Annotated in this window: 10 protein-coding genes; 3 read left to right on the top strand and 7 right to left on the bottom strand. The window is 42.3% G+C overall.

Annotated elements, in window-relative coordinates:
- Nucleotides 1–49: 49 nt before the first annotated feature.
- On the bottom strand, nt 50–1,075 hold the full coding sequence (locus QWZ17_RS25835) for a LacI family DNA-binding transcriptional regulator (RefSeq protein WP_290308228.1): 1,026 nt from the start codon (nt 1,073–1,075) through the stop codon (nt 50–52).
- Nucleotides 1,076–1,401: 326 nt separating this feature from the next.
- On the opposite strand from QWZ17_RS25835, the gene QWZ17_RS25830 reads away from it, so the two are divergent.
- Together QWZ17_RS25830 and QWZ17_RS25825 are read left to right on the top strand one after the other, a co-directional pair.
- Entirely contained in the window at nt 1,402–2,736 is a 1,335-nt protein-coding gene (locus QWZ17_RS25830; protein ID WP_290308227.1) for an APC family permease, read from the top strand.
- Between the two features lie 2 nt (nt 2,737–2,738).
- Nucleotides 2,739–3,899 (top strand): trans-sulfuration enzyme family protein, encoded by a 1,161-nt coding sequence (locus tag QWZ17_RS25825; protein WP_290308226.1) that lies wholly within the window; start codon nt 2,739–2,741, stop codon nt 3,897–3,899.
- Nucleotides 3,900–3,958: 59 nt separating this feature from the next.
- On the opposite strand, the gene QWZ17_RS25820 is transcribed toward QWZ17_RS25825, so the two are convergent.
- The 6 genes from QWZ17_RS25820 to QWZ17_RS25795 form a co-directional block, all read right to left on the bottom strand.
- Entirely contained in the window at nt 3,959–5,044 is a 1,086-nt protein-coding gene (locus QWZ17_RS25820; RefSeq protein WP_290308225.1) for a phosphatidylinositol-specific phospholipase C1-like protein, read from the bottom strand.
- 80 nt (nt 5,045–5,124) lie between these two features.
- Nucleotides 5,125–6,711, bottom strand: a complete 1,587-nt coding sequence (locus QWZ17_RS25815) for a RagB/SusD family nutrient uptake outer membrane protein (RefSeq protein WP_290308224.1) — start codon at nt 6,709–6,711, stop codon at nt 5,125–5,127.
- Between the two features lie 65 nt (nt 6,712–6,776).
- On the bottom strand, nt 6,777–9,779 hold the full coding sequence (locus tag QWZ17_RS25810) for a SusC/RagA family TonB-linked outer membrane protein (RefSeq protein ID WP_290308223.1): 3,003 nt from the start codon (nt 9,777–9,779) through the stop codon (nt 6,777–6,779).
- 408 nt (nt 9,780–10,187) lie between these two features.
- Nucleotides 10,188–11,084, bottom strand: coding sequence for an AraC family transcriptional regulator (locus QWZ17_RS25805; RefSeq protein ID WP_290308222.1), 897 nt, complete (start codon nt 11,082–11,084; stop codon nt 10,188–10,190).
- A 381-nt stretch (nt 11,085–11,465) separates the two neighbouring features.
- Entirely contained in the window at nt 11,466–12,851 is a 1,386-nt protein-coding gene (locus tag QWZ17_RS25800) for a SusD/RagB family nutrient-binding outer membrane lipoprotein (protein ID WP_290308221.1), read from the bottom strand.
- 25 nt (nt 12,852–12,876) lie between these two features.
- On the bottom strand, nt 12,877–15,900 hold the full coding sequence (locus QWZ17_RS25795; protein WP_290308220.1) for a SusC/RagA family TonB-linked outer membrane protein: 3,024 nt from the start codon (nt 15,898–15,900) through the stop codon (nt 12,877–12,879).
- Nucleotides 15,901–16,227: 327 nt separating this feature from the next.
- Here QWZ17_RS25795 and QWZ17_RS25790 point away from each other — a divergent pair, with 327 nt between their 5' ends.
- Entirely contained in the window at nt 16,228–18,597 is a 2,370-nt protein-coding gene (locus QWZ17_RS25790; protein ID WP_290308219.1) for a glycoside hydrolase family 127 protein, read from the top strand.
- Nucleotides 18,598–18,670 lie beyond the last annotated feature (73 nt).

Genomic DNA, 18,670 nt, shown 5'->3' with positions numbered 1-18,670 from the left:
AAAAGCAAATGCCGTTTTTAAGCTTTTAAAGACTTTAAGGAAGAAATTTTTACTTTGAAGATATTGTTGATCCCCGCTCAATAAGTTTAGCCGGAATCTGGAGTTTTATTTTGGAAATATTGTACTTTTCTGCCGTCATTTGGGATAACAACATGTCAATTGCCGATTTGGCTATCTCGTACGTAGGCTGCCGTACCGTAGTGATACCCGGCGGATACAGGCTAAAAATTTCGTTATCATCAAAACTGATCACGGCAAGCTCATCAGGGATGTTAAGCTTAAGCGCGTTAATGGCCTGCAGGCCCAGCGTGCCCAGATAATTGGTGGTAAAAAACACGGCATCTATCTGTTTTTGATGGCTGATAAATGTTTTTATGGCATCTACCGCGTCGCCCTGTTCGGCATCAAACGGTAATTTAAACAGCTTCTTTTTCTCTTCTTTAATGCCACCCGCTTTTAATGCATCCTTATAACCCTGCATCCTGTCATTAAGCTGAACAAGGTCCAGATCGGCTGTTACAAAACCAATATTTTTGTAGCCTGCCTTAATTAAAAACTCAATAGCATTGTAAGTACTGCCATAATTATCAACCAGCACATGCGGAATATCAATACCCGGAAAATAGCCGTCAATCAACACTACCGGCTTTTCATTGGCCACCAGGTTTTGAATTTCTTTTTCCAAACCTTTCATCGGCGTTATAATGTAACCATCAACCAATTGCTGTGAAAGCATTTTGATTACATCTTTGCCTTTTTGAATATTGTTATTGGTGCTGCAGTAAATAACACCGTATCCCGCCTTTTCGGCTTCTTCTTCAATAACTTTGGCCATGGCTCCAAAAAACGGACCGCCAATAGTTTCTACAATAAGGCCAATAACTTTTGATACACCTGTACGCAGGCCAATAGCCATCCTGTTGGGTTCGTAGCCGTTTTTTTGGGCTACCTCTAATATTTTTTTACTGATCTCTTTACTTATACGCCCCTTGCCGTTTAATACAAACGATACCGTGGTGATAGACGTATTGGTAAGCCGCGCAATATCCTTTATCGAGATCTTCTTTTTGACCATGTTCTATTATCTGTTTCAACTATTCCCTGGCTTAAGCAGGTACATTTAGTTTCAAAAATATGAATTTATGCCACAGCCCGGCATTTTATAAATAACAGGCCGGTATATGTTAACAATTTTTAACGTTTTATGTAAAGAGCATTGGCTCTTTTAGCTTATAATGGCGTTTATTAACAGCGTTTTGTTAAATATAGCAAAAACTTTAACTCACCAATTCAAAAAATTGATAAAACCGTTTACCCATATAATTATTATTTTATCAAAATGTTAACTTACCTTGCGGTTAATAAAAAACGGAGTTTATAGATGATACCTTTAAAAGCATTATGGACATAATCCCAAAGCTTAGCCGTTTTGACCTTTCAATGATTGTTATCAGCCTGGTAATCGGGATGGGAATATTTGCAACCCCTGCCGAAGTATCTGTGAGTTTAAGCAATCCATTTTTATACTTTGCGGCCTGGTTTTTTGGCGGCATGATAAGCATGTGCGGCGCGCTTACCTTTGCCGAGATAGGTGCCCGCTACCCTACTACCGGTGGCTTCTATAAGGCGTTTTCCTATTGTTTTCACCCGGCCTTCGCGTTCATGATCAATTGGATACTGGTAATCAGTAACGCCGCCTCGGTAGCCGCGGTAGCCCTCATAGGTGCCGAATATATGAATCCCGTTATTATGCCACCGGCCTTGCAAAATGATACCGGTGTAAAAATAATTTCCATCACATCTGTACTTATACTATATGTGATAAGCCTGCTTGGCATCAAAATGAGCGCCCGCACACAAAATGTGCTTACCTTGTTTAAAATTGGGATGATACTGCTGCTTTGCACAGCGGTATTTAAAAGTAATGCGCCTTTTGCCATTAGCCATCTAAATCACCCGCATGCCAGCCGTAATAATTTGGTTGGCTTTGGCGTAAGTCTTATCGCCATATTTTTCACCTATGGCGGGTATCAGCAAACCATCAACTTTGGCGGCGACAGCATCAATGCTAAAATAAACGTACCTAAAGCTATTTTCAGGGGGATGCTTGTGGTAATCAGTTTATATATGATCATTAATTTTGCCTATTACTATGTTTTAGGTATTGATGGCATACAGCACAGGCCTGCGCTGGCTGCAACTTTGGCGGGCGTTTTATTTGGAGCCACGGGATATAAAGTAATCTCGTTGTTGATGTTTGTTTCTGTACTGGCCTTCATCAACGTAAATATTATGGCAAACCCCAGGGTTTATTACGCCATGGCCGATGATGGTATCCTGCCGGCTATATTTAAGCATATTAACCCCAAAACGCAGGTGCAGGAATTTGGCTTGAGCTTTTTTGTTGCCGCGGTTCTAATCATCCTGTTTTTTGTAGGCTCGTTTGAAAAGATGATGAGCTATGTGATGTTTTTTGATACCGTAGGCCTTTCAACAGCTGCCCTATCCATATTTATTTTACGTAAAAAAACAAAACACATTGATGTAAATAGTATTTACACTATAAAATGGTACCCATTTATCCCTATCATATTTATAACCACGTATTGGTTGGTTACCCTATCCATTTTTATTGAAAACCCAACGGCCGCGCTTATATGCGTTTGCACATTCGCGGTAGGCCTTGTTATATATTTTATCACCAAATTCAGCCAAAAACAAAAAGCAACACCTTAATTATGGATCTTTCGTTTATATTAAATGAACTGGGCGAAGACCGGGAGAATTACTTTAACGCTGTTTCGCCGCCTATCATGCAATCAACAAATTTTGCTTTTAAAACCGTTGCCGATTTAAGGGTAGCCATGGCCGATGAATTTGATACCAGCACTTTGTACTCGCGCGGGCAAAACCCAACGCTTACCATTCTCAGAAAAAAACTGGCCGCTTTAGATGGCGCGGAAGATGCCCTGTTGTTTAACAGCGGCATAAGCGCTATCAGCGTAACCGCGATTTCGTTGCTTAAGACCGGCGACCATGTGATTACCATTGCCGATCCCTATAGCTGGACAGAAAAGTTATTCAATGACTTTCTACCTAAATTTGGTATCACCACTACGTTTATTGACGGCAGCGATTTTAACAATTTTGAAACCGCGATAAAACCCGAAACCCGGCTCATATTTTTAGAAAGCCCCAATACCTTTACCTACCAGTTACAGGATTTAAAAAAGGTAGCAACGCTTGCAAAATCGCGGGGTATTATTACCATGATTGATAACAGCTATTGCACGCCGCTATACCAGCAACCCATAAAAATGGGGATAGACGTGGTGGCGCAATCGGCCACTAAATATATTGGCGGGCACTCAGATGTGGTGGCCGGCGTAATAACAGGCAGCACAGCGCTTATTAAACAGATTTTCAGTAATGAGTTTATGAACCTTGGCCCGGCATTATCGCCGCACTCTGCCTGGTTACTATTAAGGGGATTACGTACGTTACCATTACGTTTACAACGAAGCTTTGAAAGTACCGGAATTGTTACCAAATGGCTTTCGGCACATGAGGATATCGAAAAAGTGCTATGGCCTTTTAGTGCCGGTTTTGAACAAGCCAAACTTGCACAGGAACAAATGCAGGGCTGCGGCGGTTTATTCAGCTTTGTTTTGAAAAACTCCTCGTTAAAAAAGATCGAAAACTTTTGTGATCGATTGCAGCACATCCTCATAGCGGTTTCATGGGGAGGCCATGAAAGTTTGATTGTGCCTTCTATAGCGTCAATCAGCGCGGATCAGTATGACGTTAACAATCCATCGCATCAACTCATCAGGATGTACATTGGTTTAGAAGATCCACAATATTTAATAGCCGATTTGCAGCAGGCTTTAGCGTATTAAAAAGCCCCGGATTGTTTAATCCAGGGCTTAAATAACAGTGTAAACTTTAAAACCGGGTTTTATTTGTTACCAACTGCGGTGGTAAATAATGGATCAGTTTTAAAATAAGTACCATCGGCAAAACTAATCACATAGTCCGATTTAAAGTGAGTGCTTTTTTGATAATAATCGGTACTGATAATTTGCGCGCCAGATTTTTGAGCAGCCACAAATGATGATTTATCGTTGTTGCGGGCTTCTTCGGTATCAGAATCGGCACGCGTACGGATAATGTATCCTTTCTTCACCAGACTTTTTATAGCAGCCAGATCTTTTTTAGCATTGTTCATGATATGAATAGCCGCCTCTGGCGTGCCGGGCATAGCATCAGCAAAAAGCACGCGCCCTTTAAGCGAGGGATGACCGGCTATATAAGCGGCTCTTTTAGCTCCTTTTTCGTCCAAAATAAAAATGAATTTACCTTTCGCTGCTTTTAAAGTTGGCCAGTTGTTGTGCAATACGGCTGTTTCCAACGTTTTATATTTACCACGCACATCATCAGGCGTAATAAGGTATGAGCGGCCAAGGTTATCTAATATAGCCTGATCAAGCTGGGCAAATACTTTGGATGTAAACTTTTCAGGTACCTTAAAGCCGGGTTTATCCATGGCTTCATCCTTGGCGTTCATGGTAATAAAAATAGGATTATGATCGGGATGCGCATCGCTCCATTTTTTTAGCTCCTGCAGACAAAGTTTAAAGGTTAGGCAGTTGCTGCGGTAATCAATGTCTTGTATATGAAAAACCTTAAAACCAGGTTCTTTCATTACCCCTTCGGTATCAAACGCAGGTTGGCCAGGTACCCAGGTAAGTCCGTTAGGGTGCGCGTATTTGCCGCCTTTGGCGTCGGCATACACATCAATTTCTAAAGCACCTAAACCAAGATTAAGCTGATCTGTAAGCCCGATGTGCTCATAGTCAATTTTGCTCATTGACAAAGAATCCCTTGATTGCAAAAACTTGAATAATTTAGGATCAATAGCACGTTTATAGCTATTGTGCGATCCTATTACCTGTATTTTATTGATGGTAATATCATCCCCGCCGGTTTTAAAAAGCGACATAGGGAATAAAAGACTTACCAATAGCCCGCTAATAAGTTTCATAGGTTTTTGTATTGGAGGTATTCAATAAAATACCATAAGCGCAAAAGTATAAAACCAATGCGCTTATGGTATAACATCAATTAATAACCCGGGTTTTGTTTCAGGTTAGGATTTGTTTTTAACTCGGTTGATGGAATTGGGTACAACCTGCGGGTAATATCGGTATTCATTTTCAGATCGTCGGTTTTACCACCGGCAACAGGCAGTGGATACTCTTTTTCAAACAAACCAAAACGGATCAAATCATTACGACGCCATGCTTCCCATGAAAGCTCACGTGCGCGCTCATCCAACAAACCATCCAAATCAATAGATGCTGCAACCTGCGCATGCGCACGGTTACGCAGTTTGTTTACCAAAGTAAGCGGAATTTGTAGCTCGCCGTTTATAGTTGTTGGGGTTGCACCACGCAATATAGCCTCAGCTTTCATCAGGTAAACATCAGCTAAACGGAATACCGGCACATCGTTACTGTTTAAACGGGTTGCCTGGATGATATTAACATCCGGGTAGTATTTAAGTGACCTTACACCTTCAGATTGCGCGTTAAGCACATCGTTACCCAAATCCATTGGTTTTAACCCGGTTAAGGTTAGTGTAGGGATAATATTAATTTGTGTGTTTGGTGGCACGCCTGCAGCCCCTACAGGGTAGTAAACAGGCTGATTGGTAAAGCCGCCATTACCATCGGGATAATATTGCGGACCGGCCAGCCAGGTTTTGGTACGATCGTCGCCTGGGATGTTGAAACGGTTGTAAAACTCGGGCGTAGTGCTCATGGCAATACTTAAGCCTACATTAAAGCCGTATGCATTGGCCAGGTAATAAAAGAAACCGAAACGGGTAAACTGGTTACCCGGTATTTGCTGATCATAAGGTACAGCAAATATGGTTTCGTTAATTGCCGGGCCATTGGTTGGCAAAAATATATCCCTGTATTTAGCATCTAAAAAATAGTTGGTATTGGCTTGAACGCTATCGCACATGGTTACAGTTTCCTGGTAGCGGGTGGTACCTACATATACGCCAGAGTTAAGGTACATTTTTGCAAGCAGGGCAAACACCATACCTTTTGTAGGCCTGCCATACTGCGATACGTTTGTTGCCGCGTTGGCGCTTTTAGCAGGCAATAATGGTAATACGGCTTTAAGCTCGCTTTCTATAAACGCGTATACCTGGGCACGCGGCTGATTGCTTGGCTGTGTAGTTACCGGGAAATCGGTGATGATAGGTACGTTGCCATACAAATCCATCATAAAATAAAGGTACAAGGCACGCATGGCTCTAACTTCGGCAACTGACGACGCTTTTTTTGCAGCCGATGATGATGAAGCGTTAATTACGCTGATGATACGGTTACAGGTATTGATACCGCCAAAGCCCCATTGCCAAACACCAATTACGTTAGGGTGGTCAAATGTCCAGGTGTGGTAGTGTAATTGTCTGTACTGGCCGCCATCGTCAAAGTTACCGTCGCGGGCGGGTAGTATGGCCTCATCTGTACTCATATCCTGCATGCGCCAGTATGGCACCGCGTAACTTGACGACAGGTTTGAATAAATAGTGCCCAGCAATGCGGTATAATCGGCATCGGTAACCGGGAAGTTTGATTTTACGTATTGTGATTCAACAGGTACATCTAATTTTGTACATGAATATGTGCTCATGATCACAGCAATTGCGGCACATATTATCATTATCTTTTTCATCTTTTTATCTCCTTCTGATTTTTTTAGAATTGTGCAGTAATACCTAAGCTAAACGTGCGCGTTTTAGGGTAAAAATCTTTATTATCAATACCAGGGGTTAAGCCACCGATATTAACTTCGGGATCAACACCGCGATATTTGGTAATGATAAAGATGTTATTGCCCGACGCGTAAAAACGCAAACTTTTGATAGCCTGCACGTGTGGCTTAATGGTATAGCCCAGTGTAGCGTTATCCAAACGCAGGTATGAGCCGCTCTCCAGGAAACGATCAGAGATCAGGTAGGCATTGATATCCTTAAATGATTCACCTAAAGTATAAGTTGGAATATTCTGCAGTTTTGAGTCGGCAGGGTTGTTCAATGACGCAAGGGTCGCGTTCAGGATTTTGTTGCCATATACACCGCGTACCAGGAAGTTAAGATCGAAGTTTTTATAGAAGAAACTGTTGCTCCAGCCGTAAATCAGTTTAGGCTGTGCATCGTATTTAATGAACTGATCTGTAGTAAGCGGCTGGGTAGCGGTTGTTGATCCGTCTGCCTTTTCATAGGTACTTACGCCGTTAGCGTTTTTACCCAAATAGTGCCACAAATCAAAAGTACCGATAGCATATCCCGGCTGGATGATCTGGCTGTAATTACCCGACTGACCTTTACCACCTAATTGAGCTGTTTGAATAAAGTTTAGACCAAACTGGCTGTTTGATAAACTTTGCACCACGTTTTTGTTATGCGAAACGTTGAACGAAGTACGCCAGGTAAAGTCGCGTGTTTTTACCGGTACGGCGTTAATAACAACTTCAAGACCGCTGTTTTTAATTTTACCTACGTTAGCAGTGTAAAAAGGGTAAAAATATAATGTAGTTGATACCGGGTAGGTATAAATCAAATCAGATGTTTTTTTGATATAGTAATCTACCGAACCTGTTAAACGGTTATTAAACAAACCAAAATCCAAACCAATGTTGGTGGTTGCTGTACTTTCCCATTTCAAATCGGGATTATCATTACGTACCGGGCCAATAGGGTTAACAATGTTACCATTGCTTAAAAATTTACCACCGCCCGGAGGAACACCATAAATTAACCTTGCAGTAAAGGCATCAAAACCCAAGCTGTTACCAGATACACCGTAACCAGCCCGTAATTTCAGGTCGCTGATAAAGGAGATGGATTTCATGAAGTCTTCGTTAGTGATTTTCCATCCCGCAGAAACAGCCGGGAAGTAACCATGGCGCTGGTTAATACCAAATGCCGATGAACCATCTTCCCTTAATGAAGCCTGTAACAGGTATTTATCAGAAAACTCGTACTGACCACGCGCGTAAAAAGACACAAACCTTAACGTTGAGATATAGTTAGGATTGAAAACTATTTGCGACAACTGGGTAGGGTTACTTAGCGCCAGGTAGTTGTAAGTTAAAGCATCGTTTGAGAAGCCCTGGGTTTGTACACCAAAGCCATCGTTGTTACGATCTTGCTGGTAAGAGTAACCACCTAATAATTTAACTGAGTGTTTACCAAAAACACGATCATAGTTAAAATACGCCTCAACCACGTTGCTGGTATTGGTATAAGCGCTGCGTACAGCCACACCACCCGCGTTAACATATATACCCGATTGGCTGGTAGAGTATGTGTTAACGTTATTTTGTTCTTTTTGGGTAGATCCTGATACGGTGAACTTTAAACCGTTTAATATATCAACAGAAGCAAAACCATTAATAAGCGTTTTGTTATTCTCGGTTTTGGTAAAGTTGTTATTAATTAAGCTTAGCGGGTTTAGCGGGCCGCTGCCGGTACGCGAGTAGTTTTCTTTATAAGTGCCATCCGGATTGTACGGACTAACCGTTGGCAGGTAAAATAAAATACCCGATAACACCTGGCTTTGAAATATATCGTTGTTTTTGGTAGCACTGTTGGTAAGGGTGATGCCCAATTTTAAACGGTCATTAAAAAAACGCTGGTTAATATAGCCCTTGTAAATAGTACGCTCAAGGCTGGTATTTCTTAATATACCATTGTTTTTCATGTAGTTTACACTTGCACCATACTCCGAATTGTTACTGGCACCACCGTATGAAAGGTTATGGTTTTGAGAGTAACCGGTTCTTTCGGCCAGTTTTTGCCAGTTGGTATTGGAACCGTCATCATCAGTTGGATTGGCCAATGGTTTTACACCATTGGCAGTTAAGTATTGACGCAACTGATCGCCGGTAAGTACGTCGATATTTTTTGATACGTTTTCAACCGCGGCGTAGGCGCTATAAGTTAACCTGGTTTGACCTGCTTTTGCGCGGCGGGTAGTAACGATGATTACACCATTAGCAGCACGTGAACCGTAAATAGCGGTTGATGACGCGTCTTTTAACACATCAATACTTTCAATATCTGCCGGAGCAAGCAGATCAATAGAAGCGCCCGGTACACCGTCAATTACATAAAACGGTTGTTGAGCAGCACCTTCGCGCAGGGTTGATGGTCCCCTTAAAATGGTAGCAGGTTGTTTGTTGGGGTCACCACTTTTGGTGATGTTTAAGCCAGCTACTTTACCTTGCAATAATTCGGCAGGAGTAGTTAAAACACCCGCGTTAAAATCTTCGGCTTTTACAGATGTAATAGCGCCGGTAACATCTTTACGGCTTGCAGTACCGTAACCAATGACTACTACGTCTTTTAATTGTTTGGTATCTGTTACCAGGGTAACGTTTACTGTAGTTTTTGTACCCACGGTAATCTCTTTAGGTACCGACCCTAAAAAAGCAAATTTGATCTCGTCTTCCGGACCACTTACCGTAACCTGGTAAGTACCGTTAACCGTGGTTGATGTGCCCTTGCCCGAACTTTTTACAGTAACCACCACACCTGGCAGGGGCGCGTTGTTTTCATCAGTTACTGTTCCTTTTATTGTTTTACCTTGCTGAGCGAAGGTAGTTGCCGAGGCTATCAGCATCAATAAAAAAAGCAAAATGCCCTTTTGCTTCAAATCATAAAATAGCCTTAAATTAAACCGGTAATTTTTTTTCATAAGTCTCAAATAAATTGTTTAAACCCTTTTAACCTGTAAGAATACTGCCCGTTACCAGAGTGGTAGCCCGGCGACATTTGGGTGCAAAGTAACATTTATGGTGTTAATTGTAAATCAAGCACACATTAACTTATCAGAAAACTTAACACTTGAATAACTTGAACAGAATTACTACCAAATTGATAATCAGATACCATATTTACCGATAGGAGAAAGCCCCCAATAAAAGAATTACAGTAAATTAATCATTGATTAATGCAATTTTAAAATGGGTTACTATTACTACCTAACGCTTTTCGGGGCAAAACCCATCCCCAAAATTGAGTGTAACAAAAAAAGACCGTCCTTACGGAACGGCCTTCTAATCAACCAAAACATAATCGTATAAGCCTAAGCTATTTTTTTATTTTAACCTGCTGCCCTGTTTAAGCTAATGAGGTTATTGTGGTAAGCCTCCAGGTAACCACTTGGCGAACTGCCTATCACGCTTTTAAAAACCCGGTTAAAATTGGTAATACTTTTAAAGCCGCAATTGGACGCTACTATGTTGATACTCTCAAACTTGTGCGCTATCAGTTTTTTGCATGCCTCGTTAATCCGCACCTCGTTTAAAAACGAAATAAAGGTATGCCCGGTATGTTTTTTAAAGTAACGGCAAAATGATTCGGGCGTCATGAAGGCCACTTTGGCTACATCCTCAAGCGTAATTTGTTTGCCGTAGTGCTGCATAATAAAGTTGTAAATATTACCTATCCTTATGCCCTCGTTTTCGGTGATCCCCGGCAGGTTACCATAGGTTGATAGTGGATCGAGCCGTTTTTTTATGCCCGATAAACTATTCAGCAGGTTAAAAAATTCGGCAAGCTGCGTGGTACCGGTAGCGTTTTTAAGCATGGTCATGATGCTGCAAACCTTATCGGCAACCGGGTGGGGCACTTTAAAACCCTGCTGGTGTTGTTGCAGAAACATTTTGTTGGCTTTAAGCTCGGGCAGGTCAAACAAATGAGCCAGCGAGCCTTCGGTGCTAAAAAATATGGTTAAGGCCTCTATTTGCTTATTGCCGTTAAAATACTCGGGATTACTTTTAAATACGTGCGGCAAATTGGCCCCCAAAACAAATACGTCACCGGGCGAATAGTCGTGCATGTTATTGCCAGCCACCAGGGTACCTTCGCCATTTTGTATCCAGGTAATCTGAATTTCTTTGTGCCTATGTAAGTACGGGTAGTGATAGGGTAAAACAACTTTCTCTACTATCACACTTTTATCGTGGGGCACCGGGATGGTAAATTGTAAAACCTTCATCTTAAATCTTTAAATCCACCCTTAATTTACAATTACTTAACCCTAAAAACCAATTATTACGCCCAACCGGATAATTTACGGTAAGTATCTGTTAATTTTTTGCACATACCAGGCTCTAAAAATTAAAAAAACGATAATTTACACTTAATAAATAAATGTTATATATACAATAATTAAACAAATTTTACCTATAAAAATTTATTAAACAAGACATAAAACAATAATTAATGTTAATAACACAATTAATAAATTATAACTCATTTTTAAATTGGATAGGCCCTAATTCGTGAAATTCGAAAAAATTCGCCCAATTAGTATCCATAAAAATACCCGCCTGCTTTATAAACAGACGGGTACAACAAAATATTAGGGGAAAAAGAATTACTTCACATCCCACCACAACCTATCGGTCAACTTAGCCGTTTGTTGCGGTTGTGGGTTCGATATAATTTCGGCCTCGGGATACAACACCCTACGTGGCACGGCCGAAAGCGCGTTAGGCACGGCCGGCAAAACAGGATAACCGGTACGCCTGTAGTCGGTATAATTTTCCAGCGACAGGAAGTTGGCTATCTGCTTTTCTTCAATGATCAACTGCTCGGCATTAGCGGCCGTTAATACCCTTGTAGCCAGGTAAGTGATTGCATTAGTTGTACTTATACCCAATTTGGTCATGTGCGATGACACCGCGCTTTGATAAACCGGTGCGGCAGTTGCAAAACCAGAGGTAATTAAAGTAGCTTCCGCTTTAATGAACAAGGCTTCGGAGTAATTTACAACATAGTTGGTTGCGCCTGCGGCACCGTAAAAATCACCGGGACGCGAGTACTCTTCCAATTGCCCAATAGTATTTAAACCTTCGCCAAGGCCGGTGTACAAACCGGTAGCTGTAGCAGGTGCTACCATTACGCTTAAACGCGGATCGTTGCGGGTTTTAAAACCATTAACAAAAGTATTAGCCAATACCACCGTGCTGGCCGAAATGAAATTTTGCTGCCATGGGTTCTCGGCACCTGCCGCGCCGCTGTAGGCCATTTTAAAATCGTCATCATTTGATTGCATGCCTTTTGTTAAAGCGGTAAGCGCCAGTTGGGCTTGCGCGGCGGCGGTATAACCTGTTGCTTTGGTCAAGTGCATGTAATAACGTGCCTTTAACGTATAGGCCAGTTTAGTCCATTTGCTCATATCGCCGGCATAAAAATAATCATCGCCAGCTGGTGTGGTGGTTCCGGCTTTTGCAATATCGGCAATACCGGCATCCAGTAAGCTTTGAATATTGGTATAGATGTCTTTCTGCGCATCGTACACCGGGGTAAAGTTGGCGCTGCCTTTAAACGCCTGCGAATACGGGATATCTCCCCATAAATCGGTACCGGTACCAAGGCAGTAAGCGGTTAATATTTTGGCAATACCCGCGTAGTTTGATTTGCCATCGACCACGGCTTTTGTATTTAAGGTTACCAGGTTGTTTAAACAGGTAACATACAGATTGGTCCAATCGCCATCCATATCTGAGTTGTACATTAAATAGGTACCAGCGTTGGGTGCTACCTGGTTTAATGCGGCAACCTGCATATATTCCTGCGCAATAACGGCTACGTTACCTGCAAATACACTTGATGATATATCCAGCTCAACCGGGGCCAGAATCTGCGCTTCGGCAACATCAATGGGTTGGTTGGGGTTTTTATTTACGTCGATATATTTTTTACACCCCGAAGCACTTATCAGGACACATGACGTTAAAATCATTAATATTTTTTTCATGATATTTTTGTTTGATAAATGATAATTAAAGTGTGAGTTTTAAACTAAGGTCAAATGATCTGGAGGTTGGGGTTGAGAATGAATAGATCCCCTGCGAGCCGTTTGAGGCTCCAAATGAACTTACTTCCGGATCGCCGCCGGTAAAGTGTGGCGCGTAGATCCACAAATTGCGACCGGTTACACTTAAATTAACTGTTTTAAACGGACTGCCCTTTAACCATGATGGTGTTAAGCTGTAACCCAAACTTACGTTGCGCAGTTTAAGATAGGTACCATCCTGTATCACAGATTCGGTAATACCGTTTATGCGCTGATAGTAGGCCTGGCCACTAACAGATACGGTATTTGGCAAACCGGTTGTGGCATTTACACCATCAACAACCCTTGGCCCACGGTTTTCGGTAACCTTTGGTGTGCCGTAAAAATAGCCGTAACCGTCTACGTTGTTCTGTATATCGCCACCTTTTTTCACGTCAAAAAAGAAGCTAAGGCTCAACTGTTTGTATTTTAAAGTATTGGTAACTCCGCCAGTCCATTTAGGGTTGGTGTTGCCAATTATGCCCTGTGTTGCATCGGCATAAGGCAAGCCATCGTCGCCAATTAATAATTTGCCTGCCGCGTTACGGGCATAACGGGTACCATAAATAATGCCATAAGGCTGCCCTACAATAAGCGATGTAAAGCCGTTACCCAATTGCTGCAAATCGCCGTAAAGGTTTAACACTTTGTTGCGGGTGCGGGTAAAGTTTACGGTCATGTTCCAGGTAAAATCCCTGCTTTTAACCGGCACTACAGATAACAATAACTCCACACCCTTATTTTGCATTACGCCGGTATTTACCGTAGTACCGCTATAGCCGGTTGATGGCGCGATACTTACACCGGGAATAATACCATCAACTGTTTTTTTGGCAAAATAAGATGCCTCCAGGCTGATGCGGTTATTAAAGAAACCTGTTTCAAAACCTGCCTCAAACTCGTTGATCCTTTCGTTTTTCAGGAACGGGTTACCCAATGTTGAACTCAACAAAAAGCCCGATTGTCCCTGGTATGGGAAGGTGATATTACGGATGGTTTGGCTATAGTAAGGCGTAGTAAGCGAATATGCGCCTACGTTACTGCCACCTACCGTAGCGTATGATACACGTAGTTTACCCAGGTTCATAATATCCTGGAAATCTTTTGAGAAAAACTCCGAGAAAATGAAGCTACCCGCGGCAGATCCGTATGGATAAAAGTTATGGGAGGTTGATAATACCGAGCTGCCATCATACCTGCCGGTTAATGATAATACAAGGAATTTTTTGTAGTCGATATTGGTTTGCAGATAAAACCCTATTCTGCGGATAAGCGCGTGGCTTTCCGAATAACTTACAGTTGAAGCAGAACTGATGTTATTCAAATCGGCCACCGAAAGACCGACACCGTTGGCGTAAGAATCTTCGGTATACTGCGAAAATATGTTGTTACCCAATATAGCATCGATGTTAAAATCGCCAAACTGGTGATTAGCGCTCACAATCAAATCGTTATTGATCTGCCTGAAATTGGCATTGTTCACCACAATACGCCCGTTGGGGTTAGATACCGATTGCGCCGATTCGTGGTAATTATCCTGTTCGGTATAAACATCGGCACCAAAACGCTCTGTAATGGTAATCCATTTTAAAGGCTTATAATCGGCGGTAAAAGTTGGCATAAACCGGTTTATGGCCGATGTATTGGAGATATTATTTAGCACCCAATAAGGGTTGTTGCGTGAGTAACGGTAAAGTCGTTGTGTTCCATCGGCATTTTCATAAGGTTGCAGGTTGTATGATATAGGGGCGGTAAAAATAGTCCATACCGGGCTTTCCAGCGCGTAGCCTTCAGGCAGGCGGTGATTTTGCGAATTGGTATAATTTAACTGGAAAGTAGTAGTTAAGTTGGGCAGTATCTGCGCGCCGTATTTGGCAAAGATGCTGTTACGGATAAATGATGTTGTTGGCACTGTACCCTGCTGGTTAAAGTTTGAGTACGATACATAATAATTGGAAGCCGGACCACCGCCATTAATACTTACTACGTTATTATAGGTATGACCTGTTCTGAAAAACAAATCAGACTGGTTATATTTTTTAGCTGCCTGTCCGTTTATTTTAAGGGTATCCATTAAAGGGCCCCATGAGGTACTTGTTTTTTTGGTAACACCATCGTAATAAATGCCGTTTGTACCTTGCGCGTATTTGCTTTGTATTTGCGGCAGCAAAGGGTTCTCAAACGAAAGATCTGACGAAAAATTAATAGTAGGCTTTTTGTTTGCAGACCCTGTTTTAGTAGTAATGATAATAACACCATTGGCTCCTAACGAACCATACAATGCAGTGGCAGCCGCGCCTTTCAACACGTTGATGTTTTCAACAATGTTGGGGTCTAAATCGGCAATACGGCTTGTACCCGGGCCCGAGTTTAGGTTACCTGTTTCGCTGTTATCAACCGGGATACCGTCAATAACCATCAGAGCGTTATTATCGCCATAAAATGACGACGCGCCCCTGATCACAATACGGGTTGAGCTACCAGGATTGCCCGATGAACTGGTAATTTGTACGCCAGATACCTTACCGGCAATATCGTTAACAATGTTTGGATCTTTGCCCTGTACCAACTCGCTGCCTTTTACTTCCTGGCTGCTGTAGGTAAGCACACGTTTGTCGCGCTTAATACCAAGGGCCGTTACTACAACCTCGCTAAGGGTTTTATTGTCTTCGGCCAAAACCGCGTCAATTTCAGTTTGGCCCGTTAGTTTAACTTCTTTTGAAGTATAACCAATAGCCGAAAAACTGATTACGCCGGTGCCGGGGTAGCTAATAGTATATTTACCATTAAGATCGGTACTTACACCTTTATTGGTGCCTTTAAGGCGTACGGTTACACCGGGGAGGGGAAAACCTTTATCATCTGATACTTTTCCTTTTAATACGGTGGTTTGCGCCTGCGTAACCGCGCAAAACAGCACCATACAAGTTAAAGATAAAATGAACTTTTTGAATAGTCGCTTTAGCTTCATAAACTAATTGTTGGGGTTAAAAATTTTATCATTCACGTCTCTGATTTTCAGATATGTAAATCTATTTGCCCCTGCTTTTCCATTTTATCAAAAACTTGCCAAAGCTTGCCGGATATTAACTTTGTTGTTACAATGGTGTTAATTAATAATGATGCTTATATAAAATAGGTGGGCCCACCACATCAGCATATACCATTATTTAACAGCCTTTTTAAAGCATTTTTATAAAACCGGATAAAATATGGGTATAACCGGCAAATTATTACTACTCATTATTAAACACGTACCGCTAATTTTATAACTTGAAACCATAGTAGTAAAAAAGGTATGTCGGTAAATCAGTATTTTAAAATAACAGCTTGCGCGGTAGCTGGTCTGTTGGGAGTGCAGGCTGTAAAGGCGCAATCATATGTGCCCGAGTGGCAGGATAAAAGGGTAAAAGTAGCTTATGCTACACCTATTAAAGCATATAGCTTTGATCTGAAGGATGTAAGCCTGCTCGAAAGCCCGTTTAAACAAGCCATGCGGGTAGATGAGGCTTATTTGTTAACGATAGAACCAGACAGGTTGCTATCAGCCTTCCGTTCCCATTCTGGTTTAAAAGCAAAAGGCAAAATGTATGAGGGCTGGGAATCGTCGGGTGTGGCAGGGCATACGCTTGGTCACTACCTATCGGCAATATCCATGCATTATGCATCTACCCGCAACCCCGAGTTTTTAAAACGTGTAAACTATATTGTTGCCGAATTGGGCGAATGCCAGGTAGCCCGCAAAACAGGCTATGTTGGCGCTATCCCTAAAGAGGATACCCTGTGGGCCGAAGTGGCCAAAGGCGAAATCCGCTCACATGGTTTTGATCTCAATGGCGGCTGGTCGCCCTGGTATACGGTACATAAAGTAATGGCCGGTTTAGTTGATGCCTATTTATATACCAACAATACCCAGGCCCTGAAAATTTGCGAAGGCATGGCCAACTGGACAGGCGAAACCATCAAAAACCTTGATGACGAAAAACTGCAAAAAATGCTGCTTTGCGAATACGGCGGCATGGCCGAAACCCTGGTTAACCTGTACGCTTTTACCGGCAATAAAAAATACCTCGATCTATCTTACAAATTTTATGACAAGCGCATCCTTGATCCGCTGGCCGAGGGTAAAGATATTTTGCCGGGTAAACACTCTAACACCCAGATCCCCAAAATAATTGCCAGCGCGCGCCGTTATGAACTTACCGGCGATAAAAAAGACCAGGCCATTGCAGGTTTCTTTTGGCAAACCGTTACCAACGATCACTCCTATGCTACCGGTGGTAACAGCAATTACGAATACCTGAGCGAACCCCGTAAACTAAACGACCGCCTTACCGAAAACACTACCGAAACCTGCAATACCTATAACATGCTAAAGTTAACCAGGCATTTATTTGCGGTGCAGCCATCGGCCATGTTGATGGATTATTATGAGAAGGCTTTATACAACCACATCCTGGCATCGCAAAACCATGAAACAGGTATGGTATGTTATTTTGTACCCTTGCGCATGGGCGGCAAAAAAAGCTATAGCACCCCATTTGATGATTTCACCTGTTGCGTAGGCACTGGCATGGAAAACCATGTAAAGTATAACGAAAACATTTACTTCCGCGGTGCGGATGGAAGCCTATATGTTAACCTGTTTATTCCATCGGTATTAAAATGGGCCGATAAAGGAATTTCGGTAACGCAGCAAAGTAGCCTGCCATCATCAGACCTAAGCACATTTACCATCAACAGTAAAAAACCGGTAGCGTTCGCTGTCCGCATCCGTAAACCAAAATGGGCCGGTAATGTAAGCATCAGTATAAACGGTAAAACACAGCCTGTTGTAATTGACGCGCAGGGCTACCTTGTTTTAAACCGCAAATGGAAAAACAACGATAAAATAACACTAACCACCCCAGAAAGCCTTTACACCGAAGCCATGCCTGATAATGCCAACAGGCGCGCGGTATTTTACGGCCCGGTATTGTTAGCGGGCGTTTTGGGCAATACTGAGCCCGATCCGCTTAAAGGTGTACCCGTTTTTGTTACCAGCGAAACCGACCCCAACAAATGGCTGCAAATGGTTGATAAAAAACGGCTGAGCTTTAGCGCTAACGGCATTTCAAAACCTAACGAGGTAACGTTGATTCCTTTCAATCAAACCAAAAACGAATATTACTCGGTTTACTGGGATGTTTTTACGCCTGATGCCTGGGTAGTGCAGCAAAAAGCCTACGACGAGCAACGCAAAAAACAACAGGAACTGGAAGCCCGCACCATGGATATTTTGCGCACCGGCGAAATGCAGCCCGAGCGTGACCATAATTTTGTAAGCGAGAACGCTACAACCGGCGAGGATCACCAAAAGAAATGGCGGTCGACAGAAAATGGCGGGTACCTGCAATATGATATGAAGGTTGATGCCAACGGTCAAAACACACTTATCAATACCTATTGGGGTATGGACAACCGCGGCCGGGTGTTTGATATTATGGTTGATGGCATAAAACTGGCTACCGAAGATTTAAACCAATACAAAGAAAGCCGTTTTTACGATATCAGTTATACCCTGCCCATTGAACTAACCAAGGGAAAGCAAAAGGTTGTTATCAAACTATTACCTAAAAAGGACAATAGCGCTGGTCCTGTTTACGGCAGCCGGATTGTAAAAAACTAATTTAAGGCGGCTGTAAAACAGCTCTTTGCTAACATTATGGATTGGGTGTCATATAACGGCCGCGATGTCCATA

It is taken from the genome of Mucilaginibacter flavus (genome assembly GCF_030409315.1).
Lineage (GTDB): Bacteria > Bacteroidota > Bacteroidia > Sphingobacteriales > Sphingobacteriaceae > Mucilaginibacter > Mucilaginibacter flavus.
Note: the sequence above shows the minus strand (reverse complement) of the source record. Positions and strands in the feature narration are given on the sequence as shown.